At 65.3% G+C, this 15,613-nt stretch carries 16 protein-coding genes; 5 read left to right on the top strand and 11 right to left on the bottom strand.

Features of this window, described 5'->3' with window-relative positions; genetic code table 11:
* Nucleotides 1-211: 211 nt before the first annotated feature.
* From IPK75_08480 to hflK, 7 genes are all read right to left on the bottom strand, one after another.
* Entirely contained in the window at nt 212-625 is a 414-nt protein-coding gene (locus tag IPK75_08480) for an arsenate reductase ArsC (GenBank protein MBK8198394.1), read from the bottom strand.
* On the bottom strand, nt 622-1,659 hold the full coding sequence (gene arsB / locus IPK75_08475) for an ACR3 family arsenite efflux transporter (GenBank protein ID MBK8198393.1): 1,038 nt from the start codon (nt 1,657-1,659) through the stop codon (nt 622-624). Before arsB ends, IPK75_08480 begins: the two co-directional genes overlap by 4 nt.
* Nucleotides 1,656-2,030, bottom strand: coding sequence for a helix-turn-helix transcriptional regulator (locus IPK75_08470; GenBank protein MBK8198392.1), 375 nt, complete (start codon nt 2,028-2,030; stop codon nt 1,656-1,658). Before IPK75_08470 ends, arsB begins: the two co-directional genes overlap by 4 nt.
* Nucleotides 2,031-2,097: 67 nt before the next feature.
* On the bottom strand, nt 2,098-3,549 hold the full coding sequence (locus IPK75_08465; protein ID MBK8198391.1) for a Do family serine endopeptidase: 1,452 nt from the start codon (nt 3,547-3,549) through the stop codon (nt 2,098-2,100).
* Between the two features lie 90 nt (nt 3,550-3,639).
* A complete protein-coding gene (locus IPK75_08460; GenBank protein ID MBK8198390.1) occupies nt 3,640-3,840 on the bottom strand; it encodes a DUF2065 family protein in 201 nt (66 codons plus the stop codon).
* 12 nt (nt 3,841-3,852) lie between these two features.
* A complete protein-coding gene (locus IPK75_08455) occupies nt 3,853-4,749 on the bottom strand; it encodes a protease modulator HflC (GenBank protein ID MBK8198389.1) in 897 nt (298 codons plus the stop codon).
* Nucleotides 4,749-5,918, bottom strand: a complete 1,170-nt coding sequence (hflK, locus tag IPK75_08450) for an FtsH protease activity modulator HflK (protein MBK8198388.1) — start codon at nt 5,916-5,918, stop codon at nt 4,749-4,751. The genes IPK75_08455 and hflK overlap by 1 nt, the downstream gene beginning before the upstream one ends.
* Nucleotides 5,919-6,107: 189 nt before the next feature.
* Between hflK and IPK75_08445 the strand changes: the two genes are divergently transcribed.
* Nucleotides 6,108-7,313 carry an Mrp/NBP35 family ATP-binding protein gene (locus IPK75_08445; GenBank protein MBK8198387.1) on the top strand — a complete coding sequence of 402 codons (1,206 nt, stop codon included), beginning with the start codon at nt 6,108-6,110 and terminating at the stop codon, nt 7,311-7,313.
* Between the two features lie 77 nt (nt 7,314-7,390).
* On the opposite strand, the gene IPK75_08440 is transcribed toward IPK75_08445, so the two are convergent.
* Both IPK75_08440 and IPK75_08435 read right to left on the bottom strand, forming a co-directional pair.
* Complete coding sequence (locus tag IPK75_08440; protein MBK8198386.1) at nt 7,391-8,311, bottom strand: SMP-30/gluconolactonase/LRE family protein; 921 nt, start codon at nt 8,309-8,311, stop codon at nt 7,391-7,393.
* An 82-nt stretch (nt 8,312-8,393) separates the two neighbouring features.
* Complete coding sequence (locus IPK75_08435) at nt 8,394-8,924, bottom strand: dihydrofolate reductase (protein ID MBK8198385.1); 531 nt, start codon at nt 8,922-8,924, stop codon at nt 8,394-8,396.
* Nucleotides 8,925-9,086: 162 nt separating this feature from the next.
* On the opposite strand from IPK75_08435, the gene IPK75_08430 reads away from it, so the two are divergent.
* Nucleotides 9,087-9,758 (top strand): hypothetical protein, encoded by a 672-nt coding sequence (locus IPK75_08430; GenBank protein ID MBK8198384.1) that lies wholly within the window; start codon nt 9,087-9,089, stop codon nt 9,756-9,758.
* 54 nt (nt 9,759-9,812) lie between these two features.
* Here IPK75_08430 and aqpZ read toward each other — a convergent pair whose 3' ends face one another.
* Nucleotides 9,813-10,493 carry an aquaporin Z gene (gene aqpZ / locus IPK75_08425; protein MBK8198383.1) on the bottom strand — a complete coding sequence of 227 codons (681 nt, stop codon included), beginning with the start codon at nt 10,491-10,493 and terminating at the stop codon, nt 9,813-9,815.
* A gap of 163 nt (nt 10,494-10,656) precedes the next feature.
* On the opposite strand from aqpZ, the gene IPK75_08420 reads away from it, so the two are divergent.
* Nucleotides 10,657-11,229 carry a hypothetical protein gene (locus IPK75_08420; GenBank protein ID MBK8198382.1) on the top strand — a complete coding sequence of 191 codons (573 nt, stop codon included), beginning with the start codon at nt 10,657-10,659 and terminating at the stop codon, nt 11,227-11,229.
* A gap of 3 nt (nt 11,230-11,232) precedes the next feature.
* On the opposite strand, the gene IPK75_08415 is transcribed toward IPK75_08420, so the two are convergent.
* The gene (locus IPK75_08415) at nt 11,233-12,027 is read right to left on the bottom strand and encodes a thymidylate synthase (GenBank protein MBK8198381.1); all 795 of its coding nucleotides are present in this window, start codon (nt 12,025-12,027) and stop codon (nt 11,233-11,235) included.
* Between the two features lie 161 nt (nt 12,028-12,188).
* Here IPK75_08415 and IPK75_08410 point away from each other — a divergent pair, with 161 nt between their 5' ends.
* Together IPK75_08410 and IPK75_08405 are read left to right on the top strand one after the other, a co-directional pair.
* Nucleotides 12,189-14,009 carry a pilus assembly protein TadG gene (locus IPK75_08410; GenBank protein ID MBK8198380.1) on the top strand — a complete coding sequence of 607 codons (1,821 nt, stop codon included), beginning with the start codon at nt 12,189-12,191 and terminating at the stop codon, nt 14,007-14,009.
* Between the two features lie 33 nt (nt 14,010-14,042).
* A complete protein-coding gene (locus IPK75_08405; GenBank protein ID MBK8198379.1) occupies nt 14,043-15,578 on the top strand; it encodes a hypothetical protein in 1,536 nt (511 codons plus the stop codon).
* Nucleotides 15,579-15,613 lie beyond the last annotated feature (35 nt).

The following is a 15,613-nucleotide window of genomic DNA, read 5'->3' as shown; positions in this document are numbered from 1 at the left end:
GGCAGCGCCCTCCCGGGATTAATCGATTCGCTTGAACTCGATCAGGTTCAGGATGCCGAAAACCAGCACAAGCGCGCCGATGGCGATGAGCGAAGGATGGATCATGACGTGTCTCTCAGCCCCGAATAAGTCTCGATTTGGCCCGCTCTTAGCGTGCGCCGCGCGCCTTGGCGAGCCCAAACGGCACTTTTGCGACAGCCGCGGACGGGTTTCAGGCCGGCAATCCGGCCCGGAAAGTCAGAAGGCGTGCCTCAATTGCGTCCCGGGCCGCGGCGAAACGGGCGCGGAAAGCCTCCGGCGTGATCGCGGGATCATCGCTGGCGGGATCATCGACCGGCCAATGCAGGCGGCGGGTCTTTCCCGGCAGGTAGGGACAGATTTCTTCGGCGCACAGGGTGATGACGTAGTCGAAGGCGGCCGCGTCAAGTGAGTCGAAGGATTTCGAAGTGTGGGCGGAAATGTCTATGCCCCGGTCTGCCATGGCCGCAATCGCCCATGGGTTCGGCGAGGTCGGGCGCGAGCCGGCACTCGTCACCTCGGCAGCATCGCCGAAAAGATGCCGGGCGAGGCCTTCCGCCATCTGGCTGCGCGCGGAATTGGCGACACAAAGGAACAGGATTTTCATGCTGGCTCCGTTTCGAACGGTTCGAATTTCTGACGCGTCCGGTTGGCGAAGGCCACGAGCGACAACATCACTGGAACTTCGACCAAGACACCAACCACTGTGGCCAGCGCCGCGCCGGAGTTGAGGCCGAACAGGCTGATTGCGACGGCAACGGCGAGCTCGAAGAAGTTGGATGTGCCGATGAGGGCGCAGGGCGCGGCGATCCGGTGCGGCACTTTCCAGGCGAAGGCCGCTGCGTAGGCGACGGCGAAGATGCCGTAGGACTGCAGGATGATCGGCGCGGCGATCAGCGCGATCACCATCGGGCTGGAGAGGATGAGACCGCCCTGGAACCCGAAAAGCAGGACGACCGTGGCTAGCAGGCCGATCATGGAGGCGGGTTTCATTCGGGTGATGAAAGCGTCTACCGCGCCCTGCCCGCCGCGCGCGACGAGGAAGCGGCGCGCGGCGATGCCGGCGAGGAGCGGGATGACGACATACAGGCCGACCGAGAGGAGCAAAGTCTGCCAGGGGACGGAAATTTCGGCGACGCCCAGCAGCAGCGCAACGATCGGGGCGAAGGCGATGACCATGATGGCATCGTTCACGCCGACCTGCGCAAGCGTATAGGCCGGATCGCCGCGCACGAGCTGGGACCAGACGAAGACCATGGCCGTGCACGGCGCAGCGCCGAGGAGGATGAGGCCTGCGATATAGGCCTTCGCATCGCCGGGCGGGATCTGATCGGCGAAGACATGCTCGAAGAAGATGACGCCAAGCAGGGCCATCGAGAAGGGTTTGATCAGCCAGTTGACGACCAGCGTGATGATCAGGCCTTTCGGCCGGACGAAGGCGCCGCGGATGCCTTCGAACTCAACGCCGATCATCATCGGCCAGACCATGGCCCAGATCAGGAGGGCAACCGCGAAATTGACGTTCGCATACTCGAATGCCGCCAGCGCGGCGAAGATGCCCGGGAAGACCTGGCCGAGCGCGAGACCGGCAACCAGGGCAAGCGCAACCCAGAGCGACAGGTATCTTTCGAAACGGCTCATGCGCGGAGAGTTTTGCGCGCCACGGCTTTGGAGGGCGGGCAGCAAGCCGCACGGGCAGCTTCCTGAACCGGAAGGCAGATGTCAGGACGGCCGTCGCAGCAATCTTCCATCAGAAAGACGATCAGCTCACTGATCGCTTCGGTCCTTGCAGCATAGCGGATCGACCGGCCGTCACGCGCCCCGGAAATCAGGCCGGCGGCGACGAGGATGTTGAGCTGCGCCGAGAGCGTGTTGGGCGCCAGACCGAGCTTCTGTGCGATGTCGCCTGCGGGCACGGCATCCGGCGCCGAGCGGACAAGGAGGCGAAAGACTGCCAGCCGGCCTGGCTGGGCAAGGGCGGAGAGGCGGTCGATGGCAGCACTTGATTCCATATTTCAACGAATGTCGAATTATAGGCGCGAAGTCAAGCGGGCGTGCAAGCACCCTGACTTTGGCCGCCTATTTCTTGATTTCGACCGAGACGAACTGGTCGAACCAGGCGCCGGTGTCGCCGCGGCGCTTGACGCGGATGAGGATCGGCTGGTTCGGCGTCGCGAGCGCGGCCTTGACCTTGGCGAGCGCGTCGGTGACCGAGGAGACGGCCTGGAAGTTTACTTCGGTGATGACATCGCCGCGCTGGAGCTTTCCGGCGGCGCGGCCGCGCAGGCTGACGGAGGTGACGACCACGCCGGAAATGTCCTTCGGAATCGAATAGCGTCGGCGGGCATCGTCGTCGATCGGGGCGAGTTCGGCACCGAGGTCGTTGGAGCTGGCGGCGGTGTCGGGCGCGGCTGGCGCGGCGGTGTCGTCGTCTTCCTCGAGTTCAGTCAGGGTGACGTTCACATCGCGGGCGCGCCCGTCGCGCACGATCGACAGTTTCACCGGTTTGCCGATCGGCTTCTCCGACAAGGTGCGGGTCATCTCGCGCACGCTGACGACCGACTTGCCATCGATGGTGAGGATCAGGTCGCCGACTTCAAGCTTGGCGGCGGCGGCCGGGCTACCGTCACTGATCCGTGTAATGATCACGCCGCTGGCGCCCTTGGCCCGGTAGGCCTTGATCAGGCTGGCATCGGCGTCCTGCACATTGACCCCGAGCCAGGGCCGGCGCACGCGGCCTTCCTTGATCAGCGCCGAGGAGATGCGCTTGACGGTATTCGACGGCACCGAGAAGCCGAGGCCGATGGAGCCGCCGGACTGCGAGATGATGGCCGTGTTCACGCCGACGACCTGACCGGCGAGGTTGAACAGCGGCCCGCCCGAGTTGCCCTGGTTGATGGCGGCGTCGGTCTGGATGTAATTGTCGGACCGGCCCGTGTTCAGGTCGCGGCCGGTCGCCGAGATGATGCCGGCGGAGACCGAGCCGCCGAAGCCGAGCGGGTTGCCGATGGCGATGACCCAGTCACCGACGACGGCCGCGTCGCTGTTGGCGAGTTCAACGAAGGGGAGCGGCTTGGCGGCGGCGACCTTCAGCACGGCGAGATCGGAATCGCGGTCCCGCCCGACGAGTTTCGCCTGCAGCTCCTTGCCGTCCGAGAAGGTGATAGTGATCGTATCGGCCTTGTCGATCACGTGGTTGTTGGTGACGATATAGCCATCGGCGCTGATGACGAAGCCGGAGCCGAGCGAGCCCTGGCGCTGGAAGCCGTCATTGTCGCGGCCGAAATATTCGTTGAACCGCTCGGCCGGCGAGCCTTGCGGGAAGGACGGCATGCCGGACGCGATGACCTGTTCGGTCGAGATGTTGACGACGGCCGGCATCAGCCGCTTGGCGAGCGCGCTGAAACTGGACGGCGCAGACTGCATGTCCACACTGGCGGCCGGCTTCGACAGGCTGCCTTGCGCGAGCGCCGGGACCGCCACCAGAGGCAGGGACAGAAGGATCAGCGCCGCAGCGGCGTTTCGGGTCATGGCAGCGTTTGCTCCGGTCAGCTTCGGCTCTGGCTTGTGAGGTCCGATTGCCGCCTGAGTATGGCGCTTTGGAGGCCGAGTGCAACCGCCTCAGGCGGTGCGAACTGCAAGCGTCAGGACGGCGGCGCCGGCGGTCGCGGCGCCAAGCCCCATGAAGACGAGATGCTGCGCCGGCAGCTCCGTCAGGCGCTCGCCCATTCGGCGGACGAGGTCCGGCGCGAGGGCGCAGAGCGCGCCCTCGGCCAGGAACCAGATGCCGACGCCGGCCGCGAGGATGGTCAGGACGCTCACGCGGGCGGCGTTCTAACGGTTGCCGCCGGCGGCGCGCGCGGACTCGAAGAACTGGTCGCAGATGCCGAGGGAATCCGGGCCGACAATGACCTGGGTGCCTTCGGTGATCGCTTCTTCGCAGGCGATCAGGGCGCGCTGGAACCGGAAGAACTCCGGGTCCTTGTTGTAGGCCGACGCATAGATGTCGGTCGCCTTGGCATCGCCTTCACCGCGGATCTTCGAGGACTGTTCGCGGGCCTGCGCCTCGATGACGGTCTTCTCACGTTCGGCCGAGGCGCGGATGAGGCGCGAGCGCTCCTCCCCTTCCGACCGGATGCGCTGGGCTTCCTGCAGACGGGCCGTCCGCATACGGTTGTAGACACCTTCGGCGACTTCCGTCGGCAGGTCGGCCTGGCGGATGCGCACGTCGATGATGTCGATACCGTCGGCCGCGAGACCATCGTTGACGCTTTTCCGGATGCGTCCCATCAGCTGGGCGCGCTGGCCGGAGACGATTTCCGGCACCGGCACATCGCCGAGCACTTCGCGGATCGCGGAGGTGGTGATGCGGTTCAGCTGCGACTCGGCGGCCGATTCGGTGCGGAAACGCTGGTAATAGCGCAGCGGATCGTTGATCCGCCAACGGACGAAGGCGTCAACACGCAGGCGGCGCTGGTCGGCCGCGAGGACCTGGATGCCCTCGATGTCGATGCCGAGGTTGCGTTTCTCGATGATTTCGACCTGCTGGTAGATCGGGATCTTCATGTGCAGGCCGGCTTCATCCTTGCCGGGCTCGTTGACGAGGCGGACCGGACGGCCAACCTGCAACACGATGGCCTGCTGGGACTGGCCAACCACATAGAAGACGTTCGAGGCGACGATCAGTCCGAGCACGGACAGGATCAGCACAAGCCATCCGAAAGCACGCATTACTGGTCTCCTCCACCATTGGCAGGGGCCGGGCGGCGGGTCCGCTCAATCGGCAGGTATGGGACGGCGCCAGATTCCTGGTCGAGGATCATCTTGTCGGTCTTGCCGAGCACGCGTTCCATCGTCTCGAGATACATCCGCTCGCGCGTGACGCGGGGCGCCTTGCGGTATTCCTCGTAGATCTGGTCGAAGCGGGCGGCTTCACCGCCGGCATCGGCGATGACGCGGTCGCGGTAGGCTTCGGCTTCCTGCAGGAGGCGCTGGGCGGTACCGCGCGCCTGCGGCACGATCTGGTTGGCGAACTGGGTGGCCTGGTTGGTCAGCGTTTCGGCATCCTGTTCGGCGACGTTCACATCGTTGAAGGCCTCGATAACCTGCTGCGGCGGATCGGACTGGCCGATCTGCACGGACAGGACTTCGACCCCGGCGCGGTATTCGGTCAGCAGGGCCTGCGTCTGGGCGGCGACTTCGGTCTGCACCTTGTCGCGCTCGGTGGTGATGATGCTTTGCAGCTTCGTCTTGCCGACGACCTCGCGCATCACCGATTCGGCGACGACGGCGACGGCGTTTTCCGGATCGCGCACGTTGAGCACGAAGTCTTCCGGGTTGGCGGTGTCGATCTTCCAGAAGACCGTGAACTGAATGTCGACGATGTTCTCGTCCTGGGTCAGCATCAGGCTTTCTTCGGGATTGGTGCCGATGCGGGTTTCGTTACGCGTCTCGACGTTGAGGAGGCGGTGGCTTTCGATCGGCGATGGCAGGTGGAAGTGCAGGCCGGGGCCGAAATTGGTTTGCCATTTGCCGAAGCGGAAAACGGACGCCTGCTGCGTCGGGTCGACGATGACGATGCCGGTCGACAGCCACGAAAGCACGACGACGCCAATGATGACGAGCATGCCGAGCGGGCCGAGGTTCGGGAGCTGGCTGCCGGCGCCGCCCCGGCGACGGCCACCGCCGCCGCCCCCACCGCCGCCGCGGCGCTGGCGGAAACGGTCCTGCATCCGGCGCATCTGTTCTTCGAGGTCGGGCTGGTCCTTGTCGGCGCCGCCCTTGCCATTGTCCTTGCCGCCGGACGGGCGGTTCCAGGGCGAGCCGCCTTCGCCGCCGCCCGATCCGCTGCCACCGCCGCCCCAGGGGCCGGAGCCTTTAGTCTTGTCGTCCCAGGGCAATAAAGCCTCCTGAATTCTTCGAGCCGGGCCTGTATCTGGCCTATATAGGGGCTTTACAGACGTGTGCACGTCGAATCGGCCCGTTCCGGCGGCGAAAATGACGCAACTTCGTCACCAGAAGCTTGCAGTTTCGCCCCCGGCGCGAGTAGGCCGCAGAGGAAGAAGTTTAAGGACCGGGCGCAGAAAGCAATGTTTGGGTCAAAACAGAAGACGCGCGAGAAGCTGGCGGCGGCGATCACCGAGGCGCTGGGCGGCGCGGCGTGGCTGGAATCCGTCACCGTGGATGACAATGGCCGGGCCTTGCTGGTGATCCGCGCGGACGAGGGCGGCGCCGACATTGCCGAGCATCGCCGGATCGAGGCGGAAAACTATGCCGGGCGCATTCCGGGGATCACGGGCGTGCGCAGCGTGGTGACGGCGGAGCGGACGGCGGCGCCCCGGCATGACCATGACCGCGACCATGTCCACGCCCACGGGGCCGCGCCCGGACTGCCGCTGACGCCGTCGCCGCGGCGGGTGACCAAGGGCGCGCGGCTCTCAGACGAGGCGATGAACCAGGGCGCCCCTGCCCCCGCGCCGGCGCTGAAGAAGGTGCCCGGCATCGACCGCATCCTGGTGGTGGCGAGCGCCAAGGGCGGCGTCGGCAAGTCCACGGTGGCGGTGAACCTCGCCGCCGCAATGGCGAAGGCGGGCATGCGCGTGGGCCTGATGGACGCCGATATTTACGGGCCGTCGATCCCGACGATGCTGGGCACCGTAAGCTCCGAGCCCGGAACATCGGCGGCGAAGAAGCTGGTGCCGGTCGAGGCGCACGGGATGAAGACCTTGTCGATCGGCTACCTGTCAGACCCTGACGCGCCGATGATCTGGCGCGGGCCGATTGTCATGTCGGCGATTACGCAGCTCCTGAACGATGCCGAATGGGGCACAGCGGAAGAACCGCTCGACATTCTCATCATCGACACGCCGCCGGGCACGGGCGATGCGCAGCTGGCGATCGCGCAGAAGGTGCCGGTGACGGCGGCGATCATCGTGACGACACCGCAGGAAGTGGCGCTGGCGGATGTGCGGCGCGGGGCGGCGATGTTTGCCAAGACGCATGTGCCGGTGATCGGGCTTTGCGAGACGATGAGCTGGTTCGAGGATGCGGCGGGCAACCGCAATTACCTGATGGGCGAAGGCGGCGGACGGAGGATGGCTGCCGCGCTCGGCTTGCCGCTGCTGGCGGAAATCCCGATGCTGCAGGCGATCCGCGAAGGCGGCGATGCCGGCGTGCCGGCGGCGCTGGGCAATGGTCCGGGCGCGGACATTTTCATGAAGCTGGCGCGGAGCGTGGCGATTGCGCTTGACCAGCTGGTGACGAAGCCGGCGCCGGAGATCGTGTTCGAGGATTAGGGCTTCAAGCCCCTCACCTCCCATCGCTTTGCGATGGGCCCCTCCTCTCCCGCCATGCGGGAGAGGGGTCAGGGGCTTCAGGCGTTGAAGTTGAGCTTCAGGCCTGCCTCGGGCCAGCGGGTCTTGAGCAGTTTGCCCGTGCCGGAGGCGCAGATCCAGGCGTCGTGCATGTCCTTGCCGCCGAAGGCGATGTTGGTGACGAAGGGATCCGGGATCTCGATGAAGCTGTAGCCGCCGTCCGGGCGGATGGTGGTGATGCCGCCCATGCCGCCATTCTTGAGGATGGTTGCTACACAGACGTTTCCGGACGCGGCGACGGCGAGCGAGTCGAAATAGCACAGCTCCGTCTGGCCGGTGATGACGCGGCCGCGCAGGAAGGGCGGCTTGTGGGGCGTGTATTCGCCGGGGCCGGTGAGCGCGAAGGCCCAGAGGCGGGCGGTCATGGTGTCGGCGAAGTAGAGCGTGTGGCCGTCCGGCGAGAGGCCGCAGCCGTTCGGCGAGATGTGGTGGTAGTCGACTTCCTTGATCAACGAGCCGTCGGGCTTCGCGTAATAGACGCCGCCATGATCGCGGTTGCGGTTGAAGCCCTTGCCGAGGTCGGTGAAGTAGAAGCCACCCGACTTGTCGAAGACGATGTCGTTCGGCCCGCGCAGCTTGTTGCCGTCCACCTCGTCATAGAGGCGCTCGACCTTGCCTGTGGAGAGGTCGATCCGCTCGATGCGGCCGCCGGAATAGTCGGGCGGGCAGTTGCCGGGGATCGTGAGGCCGCCGACCTCGTGGTATTCGAAACCGCCATTGTTGCAGCAATAGAGCGCGCCGTCCGGACCGATGGCGAGGCCGTTGGGGCCGCCGCCGGGCGTGGCGATGACTTCGTGCTTGCCGTTCCAGAGACGGCTGATGCAGCCTTTCTGGATCTCGACGAGGATGATGGACCCGTCTTCCATCACCACAGGGCCTTCGGGAAAACCAAGGCCCGATCCGACGACTTCAAAGTCCATGACATTCCTCCCGGAGATTTTGCCGGGAGGCTACGCCTGACAGGGGGGAGCGTCCACCGCTCCCGCCGGGTCAGGCCAAAGTTCAGGCGGGCGCGGTCACGCGGTCGAGCACCTTGATGGTGAAGGCGTGGTCATTGCCGTCGCCCACCTCGAAGCGGGTTTGCGACCGGGTGGACCAGAGCGCCTGTCCGATCTCCGGGAAGAAGGCGTCACCCTCTGGCGCGGCGTCGACTTCGGTCAGGTAGATGCGGTCCGCGAGCGGCAGGGCGGCTTCGTAGATCGCCGCGCCGCCGATTACGAAGACTTCGGTCTGACCGGCGCGCAGGGCCATCGCCTTGGCGGCATTGATGGCGGGGGCGACGCTCGAATAGACGCGCGCTTCGGCCGCGTCGTAGTTCCAGTCGCGGCTGATGACGATATTCGGGCGGCCCGGCAGCGGACGTTTCGGCAGGCTTTCCCAGGTCTTGCGGCCCATGATGACCGGCGCGCCCATCGTCGTGCGCTTGAAATGGGCAAGGTCGTCTTTGAGGCGCCATGGCAATTGCCCTGCTACCCCGATCACTCTATTTCGGGCTTGGGCGACGATGAGGCTTAGGCGGATGGGTTCGGTCATGGGCGGGACTTCCTGCGGCCTCGGGACGGCAAATCGGGCTGCCGATGCGGGCGCTGTTAACTATCTGGGTGCGAGGTGTGGCGTCATGCGCCCGCTCGCAAGGCCGGAGCAACACGATAACGCAGCTTTTGCTGCGTTTGCGAAGACGGCGGGGTAAGGGGCATGACTTTCGACCTCGCGTCGATCCTGACGAATGGCCATGCGGCGCTGCTGATTCCGGCGCTTGTGGCACTCGGGCTGACAATAGCAGCGATCTGGCTGCTGCAGGGCCGGGCCTGGGCGCTGCTGTATGTGGTGCTGATCCCGTTCCTCAACTGGAGCTTCGGGGTGATCCCGGAATTCAAGGTGCTGGACCCCGGCGTGAACGCGATGTTCTCGCATGGCGTGTCGCTGCACCCGATGACGATCGTGACCGGCATGGTGTTCGTGATCCGCGATTTCGTGCAGCGGGAGATGGGCCACAGGGTGCTGATCCTGATGGGGATCGCGGTGGCCTGGTCGTTCTTCTATGCCTGGCCGGTGATCGCGCTTGCGAGCGGGATTGCCTTCGCGATTTCGGAAGGGGTCGACTGGCTGCTCTTCACCTTCTCGAAATACCGGCTGTCGACGCGCATCCTGCTGTCGAGCGCGTTGGCGGCGCCGGTGGACACGACGGTGTTCCTGTACGGCGCGGACCTCGCCAAGCAGATGGAACTGGGGCTGGAGCCCGGCAACTCGCTGCACATCTGGAACTGGATCGTGTTCGTGATCGGCAAGATGGTGGGCGCGGTGATCGTGTCGTACATCATCCGCCGGCGCGAGGAGGCCGGACTGACGAACCCGCACGAGGCATAGGCGCGTCGAAGGCCGGGTCCCTCCCCCGCCGGGCGGGAGAGGGCCGGGTGGGGGCTATTCGGTTTCGAGCAGTTTCTGCCTGAACAGGTAGCCTGCAATGGCGGCGCCGATCAGCGGGGCAATCAGGAACAACCAGAGCTGGCTGAGCGCCTGTCCGCCGACGATCACGGCCGGACCGAAGCTGCGGGCGGGGTTGACCGAGACGCCGGTGACCTGGATGCCGACGATGTGGATGACCGTGAGGGTCAGGCCGATCGCGAGGCCGGCAACCATTCCGGGAGCGGACTTCTGGGTGGAGCCGAGGATCACCACCAGGAACAGGAAGGTCGCGACGACTTCGAACACGAGGGCGGCGGTGAGATTGTATTCGCCGAGATAGCCGGGGCCCCAGCCATTGGCGCCGAGGCCGGTGCCGTCGAGCGTGTAGCCGGCATTGCCGCTGGCGATCAGGTAGAGCACGCCGGCGCCGAGCGCCGCGCCGATGAACTGCGCGGCCCAGTACTGGAACATGGCATTCATTGGCAGGCGGCCGGCGACGAAGGCGCCGAAGCTGACGGCCGGGTTGACGTGGCAACCCGAGACCGGGCCGATGCCATAGGCCATGGCGACGATGGCGAGACCGAACGCGAAGGCGATGCCCAGCTGGCCGACCTGGTCGCCTGCGAGCACGGCCGATCCGCACCCCAGCAACACGAGCGCAAACGTGCCGATGAGCTCGGCGATAAAGACTTTCATGACTTCCTCCCTTGCACACCCCGAGGGGCACGCCGGCCGCGATCGGCTCGGCGGTTCAGCATGTCCGGCTTCGGGACGCCCGGCAAGCAGTTCCAAATCTTGCCATCCGGGCCCATTGCGGCAACACAAGGCAGGCGAAGACACACCGCTGGAGACTGACCGTATGAAGACCGTGCGCGACCTTGCCCTGGCCACACTTGCTGCTGCGCTGCTTGGCGGCTGCGGCACGCTGCCTTCGAGCGCCGAGACCGACACGGCGGCCCCGGCGCGCGAGGCGGCGAGCGAGACGCCGGCGCGGGCGCGGGCGACCGGCACGCCTTCAGAGACGCGGCTTGAAAGCCGGATCGTCAGCCTGCCTTTCCGGGTGGACATCACGTTCAGCGACGCGGCGCTGGCCAAGCTGCGCGAGACCGGCGCGTCGCTGGGCGTGTCGGCCGACTATTATGGCGCGCCGCTGGACCCGTCGGCGCCGGGCCTCGATCCGCAGCTCGGCGTCTGGCTCGGCGGCGAGGTGGAGACGATCGATCCCGGTGCCCGTTCGCTGACCATGAAGGGGCAGGTCGACGCCGCGCGGGTCGAGCGCGAAGTGCGCGGCGATGCGCGCGTCAAGGTGATGGTGTTCCCGGTGCGGGCCTATGCGGCGCAGGCGTTGATCACGTGCAGCGAGTTCGACGACTACCTGTCGCTGGCGGTGGAGACCGGCGGCATGGTGCATTGCGAACTGGCAGGCAAATAGGCCTCAGACCGCGACGGCCGCCTTGATGTGCGGATGCGGATTGTAATTGTCGATCCGGAAGTCCTCGTAGGTCCAGCCGAAGAGGTCGGTCTTGTCCGGGTTCATCCAGAGCGTGGGCAGCGCGCGCGGCTCGCGGGTGAGCTGCAGCTCGGCCTGTTCGAGATGGTTAAGGTAGAGGTGCGTATCGCCAAAGGTGTGCACGAACTCGCCGGGCTGCAGGCCGGTGGCGCGGGCCATCATGTGGGTGAGCAGTGCATAGGAGGCGATGTTGAACGGCACGCCCAGGAAAACATCCGCCGAGCGCTGGTAGAGCTGGCAGTTGAGCTTGCCGTCCGCGACGTTGAACTGGAACAGGCAGTGGCAAGGCGGCAGGGCCATGTCGTTGACGTCTGCCGGGTTCCAGGCCGAGACGATCAGGCGGCGGGAATTGGGGTTGGTGCGGATCTCATCCAGCACCCACTGGATCTGGTCGATCGTGCGCCCGTCCGGGGCGGCCCAGCTGCGCCATTGCTTGCCGTAAACCGGGCCCAGATCGCCATTGGCATCGGCCCAATCATCCCAGATGGAGACGCCGTTTTCCTTGAGCCAGGCAATATTTGTTTCGCCGCGAAGGAACCAAAGCAGCTCGATGATAATAGAGCGAATGTGCAGGCGCTTGGTGGTCAGCAGCGGAAACCCTTCGGCGAGGTCGAAGCGCAGCTGGCGGCCGAAAACGCCGCGCGTGCCGACGCCGGTACGGTCGCCGCGCTCGTGGCCGTTCTGTAGTATGTCCTGCAGGAGGGCGTGATACTGCTGCATTCCCGTTTCCTCGCGAGGGGGGCGAATCGCGAAATTATAGGTTAACCAGACCCTGCCGCGCCAGTTACAATTCGGCGCAATGCGGAAACCGTCCCGCAAGCCAGACCTGATACACACAGCCATCGTATTGCGCGGGATTCCGCCAAAAGGACGCATGGGCTATGGGCTGGCTGGTATCAATCAAAGAGCGTTCGCGCGGGCTTGTCCGCAGCGATTCGGGCAACGTCGCGATGCTGTTCGCGCTGGCCTGTCTCGTGATCTTCCCGGTCGTGGGCTTTGCCATCGACTTCTCGCGGGTGATCGTCGAGAAGCAGAAGCTCCAACAGGCGACCGATGCGGCCGCGCTGGCGGCGGCGCACGATGCCTTTATGACCGAAGACCAGCGCCGCGCCGTGGTCGACGCGCACCTTGACGCCCTGTCGGAGGACCTCGGCCGCGATGTCACCTACGAATTCGCGATGGATTCCGAGGGCCGCATTTCGCTGGTCACCCATATCTCCGTCAACACGACGATCGCCAAGATCACCGGACGCGATGAAGTGGCGGTCACGGTGCGCTCCGACGCGCTGGAAGGCGGCTCGGATATCGAAGTCGCGATGATCCTCGACATCACGGGCTCGATGTCTGGCAGCCGGATCACGGCGCTGAAACAAGCCTCGAAAGACCTCGTCGACATCGTCGTCGATGATGTTCAGACCCCGTACTATTCCAAGGCATCGATGGTGCCCTACTCCGTGGCCGTGAACGTCGGCTCGTATGCCGCGACGGTGCGCGGCCCGGTCACGTCGGGCAAGAGCATCACCAACGCGGTCTGGAAGTCCGGTTCGGCTAAGAATATTTCCGGCATCACCAAGGCGAACCCTGCGGTTGTCACATCCAACGGACATGGCTTCAGCAATGGTGACACGGTCTGGATCACTGGCGTCAAAGGCATGAAACAAGTGAACGACAAGTCGTTCACCGTCGCCGGCGCTACGACCAACACGTTCCAGCTTTCGGGCATCAAAAGCACGAGCTATTCGACCTATACGAGCAGCGGCACAGTCCAGAAATGCGTCAACGCGGACTGTGAGGTCACGGTGACTTCGAATGGCCACGGACTGTCGAACAACGACCATGTCGTGATCAAGAGCGTCAACGGCATGACGGAAATCAATACCGGCACGAACGCAACCTGGCAGGTTCACAATGTGACCGCCAACTCCTACGTGCTGGAAGGCTCGGCCGGCGGCAACTATTCGGCCTACACCAACAGCGGCACGGGCTATTGCACCGTCGCCGGGTGCCAGTATTTCCGCTTCAACAACGCCTATAACGGCTCGCAGCGCGTGCACGAGATCAGCACATGCGCGACCGAGCGGACCGGCACCGAGGCGTACACGGATGCCGCCGCTTCGACGGCGTATGTCGGGCTCGGCTATACGTCCACGGCGAACGACTGCCCAACCAACGAGATCGTGCCGCTGACCAGCGACAAGACTGCGCTGAAGGATGCGGTCGATGATCTGTCCATCGGCGGATCGACGGCCGGCCACCTCGGCGCGGCCTGGGGCTTCTACACACTGTCGCCGAACTTCGGCGCGATCTTCCCGGCGAGCAGCCAACCGGCAACCTATGGCCGTCCGAAGCTGCACAAGTTCGCCGTGTTCATGACCGACGGTGACTTCAACTCGTCGTTCTGCCAGGGCGTGCTGTCCCGGACCTCGACGTCCGGCTCCGGTTCGACGCAGGACCAGATCAACTGCAACTCGGAGAACGGCAACTCCTTCTCGCAGGCGCAGGAGTATTGCACGGCGATGAAAGATTCCGGGATCACGGTCTACACGGTCGGCTTTGAAGTGCCGAGCCAGACGCTGCGTGACGCGCTGACCTCGTGCGCCTCGAGCGCCCAGTATGCCTACTTCGCGACCGGCTCCGCCGAACTCGTCTCCGTGTTCCAGCAGATCGGCCGGTCCATCAACGAAGTCCGCCTCGTCCATTAAAGCCGGTTCGCATACGGCGTCAGAAGGCCCGTCATGAACACGAAGCTCAAGACCCTGACCGGCGCCCTCGGCGCTTCCCGGCGCGGCAACGTTGCCATGCTGACCGCGTTCCTGATCCCTGCAATCCTGGCCCTCGTCGGCATTGCGGTGGATACCCAGAACACGGTGCGCCAGAAATCCAAGGTGCAGGCGGCAGTCGACTCCGCCGTGCTGGCCGGCGCCCTGCAGCGCCAGCGCGGGATGAACGAGGAGGCCGTGCGCGCCGACGTCCGGAGCTATGCGCAGTCGATGTTCGACCAGCAGGGCGGCGGGCTGGCGTGCGAGCCGCTGACGGTGTCGTTCGATGCGGAGAGCCAGGACATTGCCGGCTCGGTGCGCTGCGAGCAGCCAACCTACCTGACCCAGCTGATGGGCTTCGACGAAATGACGTTCAAGGTCGAGGCGACCTCGACGTATGGCATCGGCGTGGTCGATGTCTCGTTCATCTTCGACGTGTCGGGTTCGATGAACAGCTATGACCGCCTGCCGCAGCTGAAGACGGCCGCCTCCGCCGCGTTCGACGAGCTGCTGCCCGATGACCGCGAACGCGACGGTTCGGTGCGCATCGCGATTGCGAGCTACAACAACTCGCTGAATGCGGGCCCCTACCTCAACGCCGTGACCGACAGCCGGCTGATGAGCGCGGACAGTTCCAATTCGGCGGCGCTGGCCAACTACAATTCGTACAATGACCGCCGGATGACGGATTCCGCTACCGGCAAGCGGTTCTTCTATTACCAGCGCGGCACCTGCACGAGCGGGGGCACCTGCGGGCGCACCTCGTCCTACACCTGGAACACGCGGCGCTATTTCTTCGAGGACACGGGCCTCACCGACAGCTGCGTTTACGAGCGCACTGGCGCCTATGCCGCCTCGGATGCGGTGCCGACCTCCGGGCGCTGGCTGGGCGCGGGCAATCCGCGCTGGAATTTCTCGGCGAGCTCGACCAGCAAGTATGACGGCTGGCGGGACGTGGAGACGAGCGGCGCGACCGGCTACGGCGTCGGCGCGTATGAAGGCCGCCACGGCCTCTGCCAGCCGAGCGGTCCGGTGCCGCTGACCGATGACAAGGACGCCCTGAAGGCGCACGTCAACGCGCTGGTCGCCGAAGGCGGCACGGCGGGGCACCTGGGCATTGCCTGGGGCTGGTATCTCCTGTCGCCGAACTGGTCGTCGATCTGGCCCTCGGAGTCGGCCCCCCGGCAGTATGGTGCGACGCGTACCTCGAAGTTCATGATCCTGATGACCGACGGTGACTTCAACATCCAGCACCCGACCGCGACGCGCAGCTCGTTCCAGCAGTCGATGGACCTTTGCGACCAGATGAAATCGCTGCCGAGCAATATCCAGATCTTCACGGTGGGCTTTCAGGTGCCCTCGAACGTGCAGCGCACCGGCGACGGGCGCACCATCCTCGAATATTGCGCCACCTCCCCCGGCCACGCTTTCAGCGCCGACAACGGCGACGAGCTGATCGAAGTCTACCGGACGATTGCCCGGTCGATCTCGGACCTGCGCCTGAAACACTGACGCCCGGCGCTTGCCGCCGGTGCCCCGGGCTGGCT

The sequence above is a fragment of the Acidobacteriota bacterium genome (assembly GCA_016712445.1).
GTDB lineage: Bacteria > Pseudomonadota > Alphaproteobacteria > Caulobacterales > Hyphomonadaceae > Hyphomonas.
Note: the sequence above shows the minus strand (reverse complement) of the source record. Positions and strands in the feature narration are given on the sequence as shown.

What these genes read in the sequence shown, in the direction of transcription:
- IPK75_08480 (MBK8198394.1), bottom strand. Translation starts at nt 625, where the DNA reads ATGAAAATCCTGTTCCTTTGTGTCGCCAATTCCGCGCGCAGCCAGATG.
- arsB (MBK8198393.1), bottom strand. Translation starts at nt 1,659, where the DNA reads ATGAGCCGTTTCGAAAGATACCTGTCGCTCTGGGTTGCGCTTGCCCTG.
- IPK75_08470 (MBK8198392.1), bottom strand. Translation starts at nt 2,030, where the DNA reads ATGGAATCAAGTGCTGCCATCGACCGCCTCTCCGCCCTTGCCCAGCCA.
- IPK75_08465 (MBK8198391.1), bottom strand. Translation starts at nt 3,549, where the DNA reads ATGACCCGAAACGCCGCTGCGGCGCTGATCCTTCTGTCCCTGCCTCTG.
- IPK75_08455 (MBK8198389.1), bottom strand. Translation starts at nt 4,749, where the DNA reads ATGCGTGCTTTCGGATGGCTTGTGCTGATCCTGTCCGTGCTCGGACTG.
- IPK75_08445 (MBK8198387.1), top strand. Translation starts at nt 6,108, where the DNA reads ATGTTTGGGTCAAAACAGAAGACGCGCGAGAAGCTGGCGGCGGCGATC.
- IPK75_08440 (MBK8198386.1), bottom strand. Translation starts at nt 8,311, where the DNA reads ATGGACTTTGAAGTCGTCGGATCGGGCCTTGGTTTTCCCGAAGGCCCT.
- IPK75_08435 (MBK8198385.1), bottom strand. Translation starts at nt 8,924, where the DNA reads ATGACCGAACCCATCCGCCTAAGCCTCATCGTCGCCCAAGCCCGAAAT.
- IPK75_08430 (MBK8198384.1), top strand. Translation starts at nt 9,087, where the DNA reads ATGACTTTCGACCTCGCGTCGATCCTGACGAATGGCCATGCGGCGCTG.
- aqpZ (MBK8198383.1), bottom strand. Translation starts at nt 10,493, where the DNA reads ATGAAAGTCTTTATCGCCGAGCTCATCGGCACGTTTGCGCTCGTGTTG.
- IPK75_08420 (MBK8198382.1), top strand. Translation starts at nt 10,657, where the DNA reads ATGAAGACCGTGCGCGACCTTGCCCTGGCCACACTTGCTGCTGCGCTG.
- IPK75_08415 (MBK8198381.1), bottom strand. Translation starts at nt 12,027, where the DNA reads ATGCAGCAGTATCACGCCCTCCTGCAGGACATACTACAGAACGGCCAC.
- IPK75_08410 (MBK8198380.1), top strand. Translation starts at nt 12,189, where the DNA reads ATGGGCTGGCTGGTATCAATCAAAGAGCGTTCGCGCGGGCTTGTCCGC.
- IPK75_08405 (MBK8198379.1), top strand. Translation starts at nt 14,043, where the DNA reads ATGAACACGAAGCTCAAGACCCTGACCGGCGCCCTCGGCGCTTCCCGG.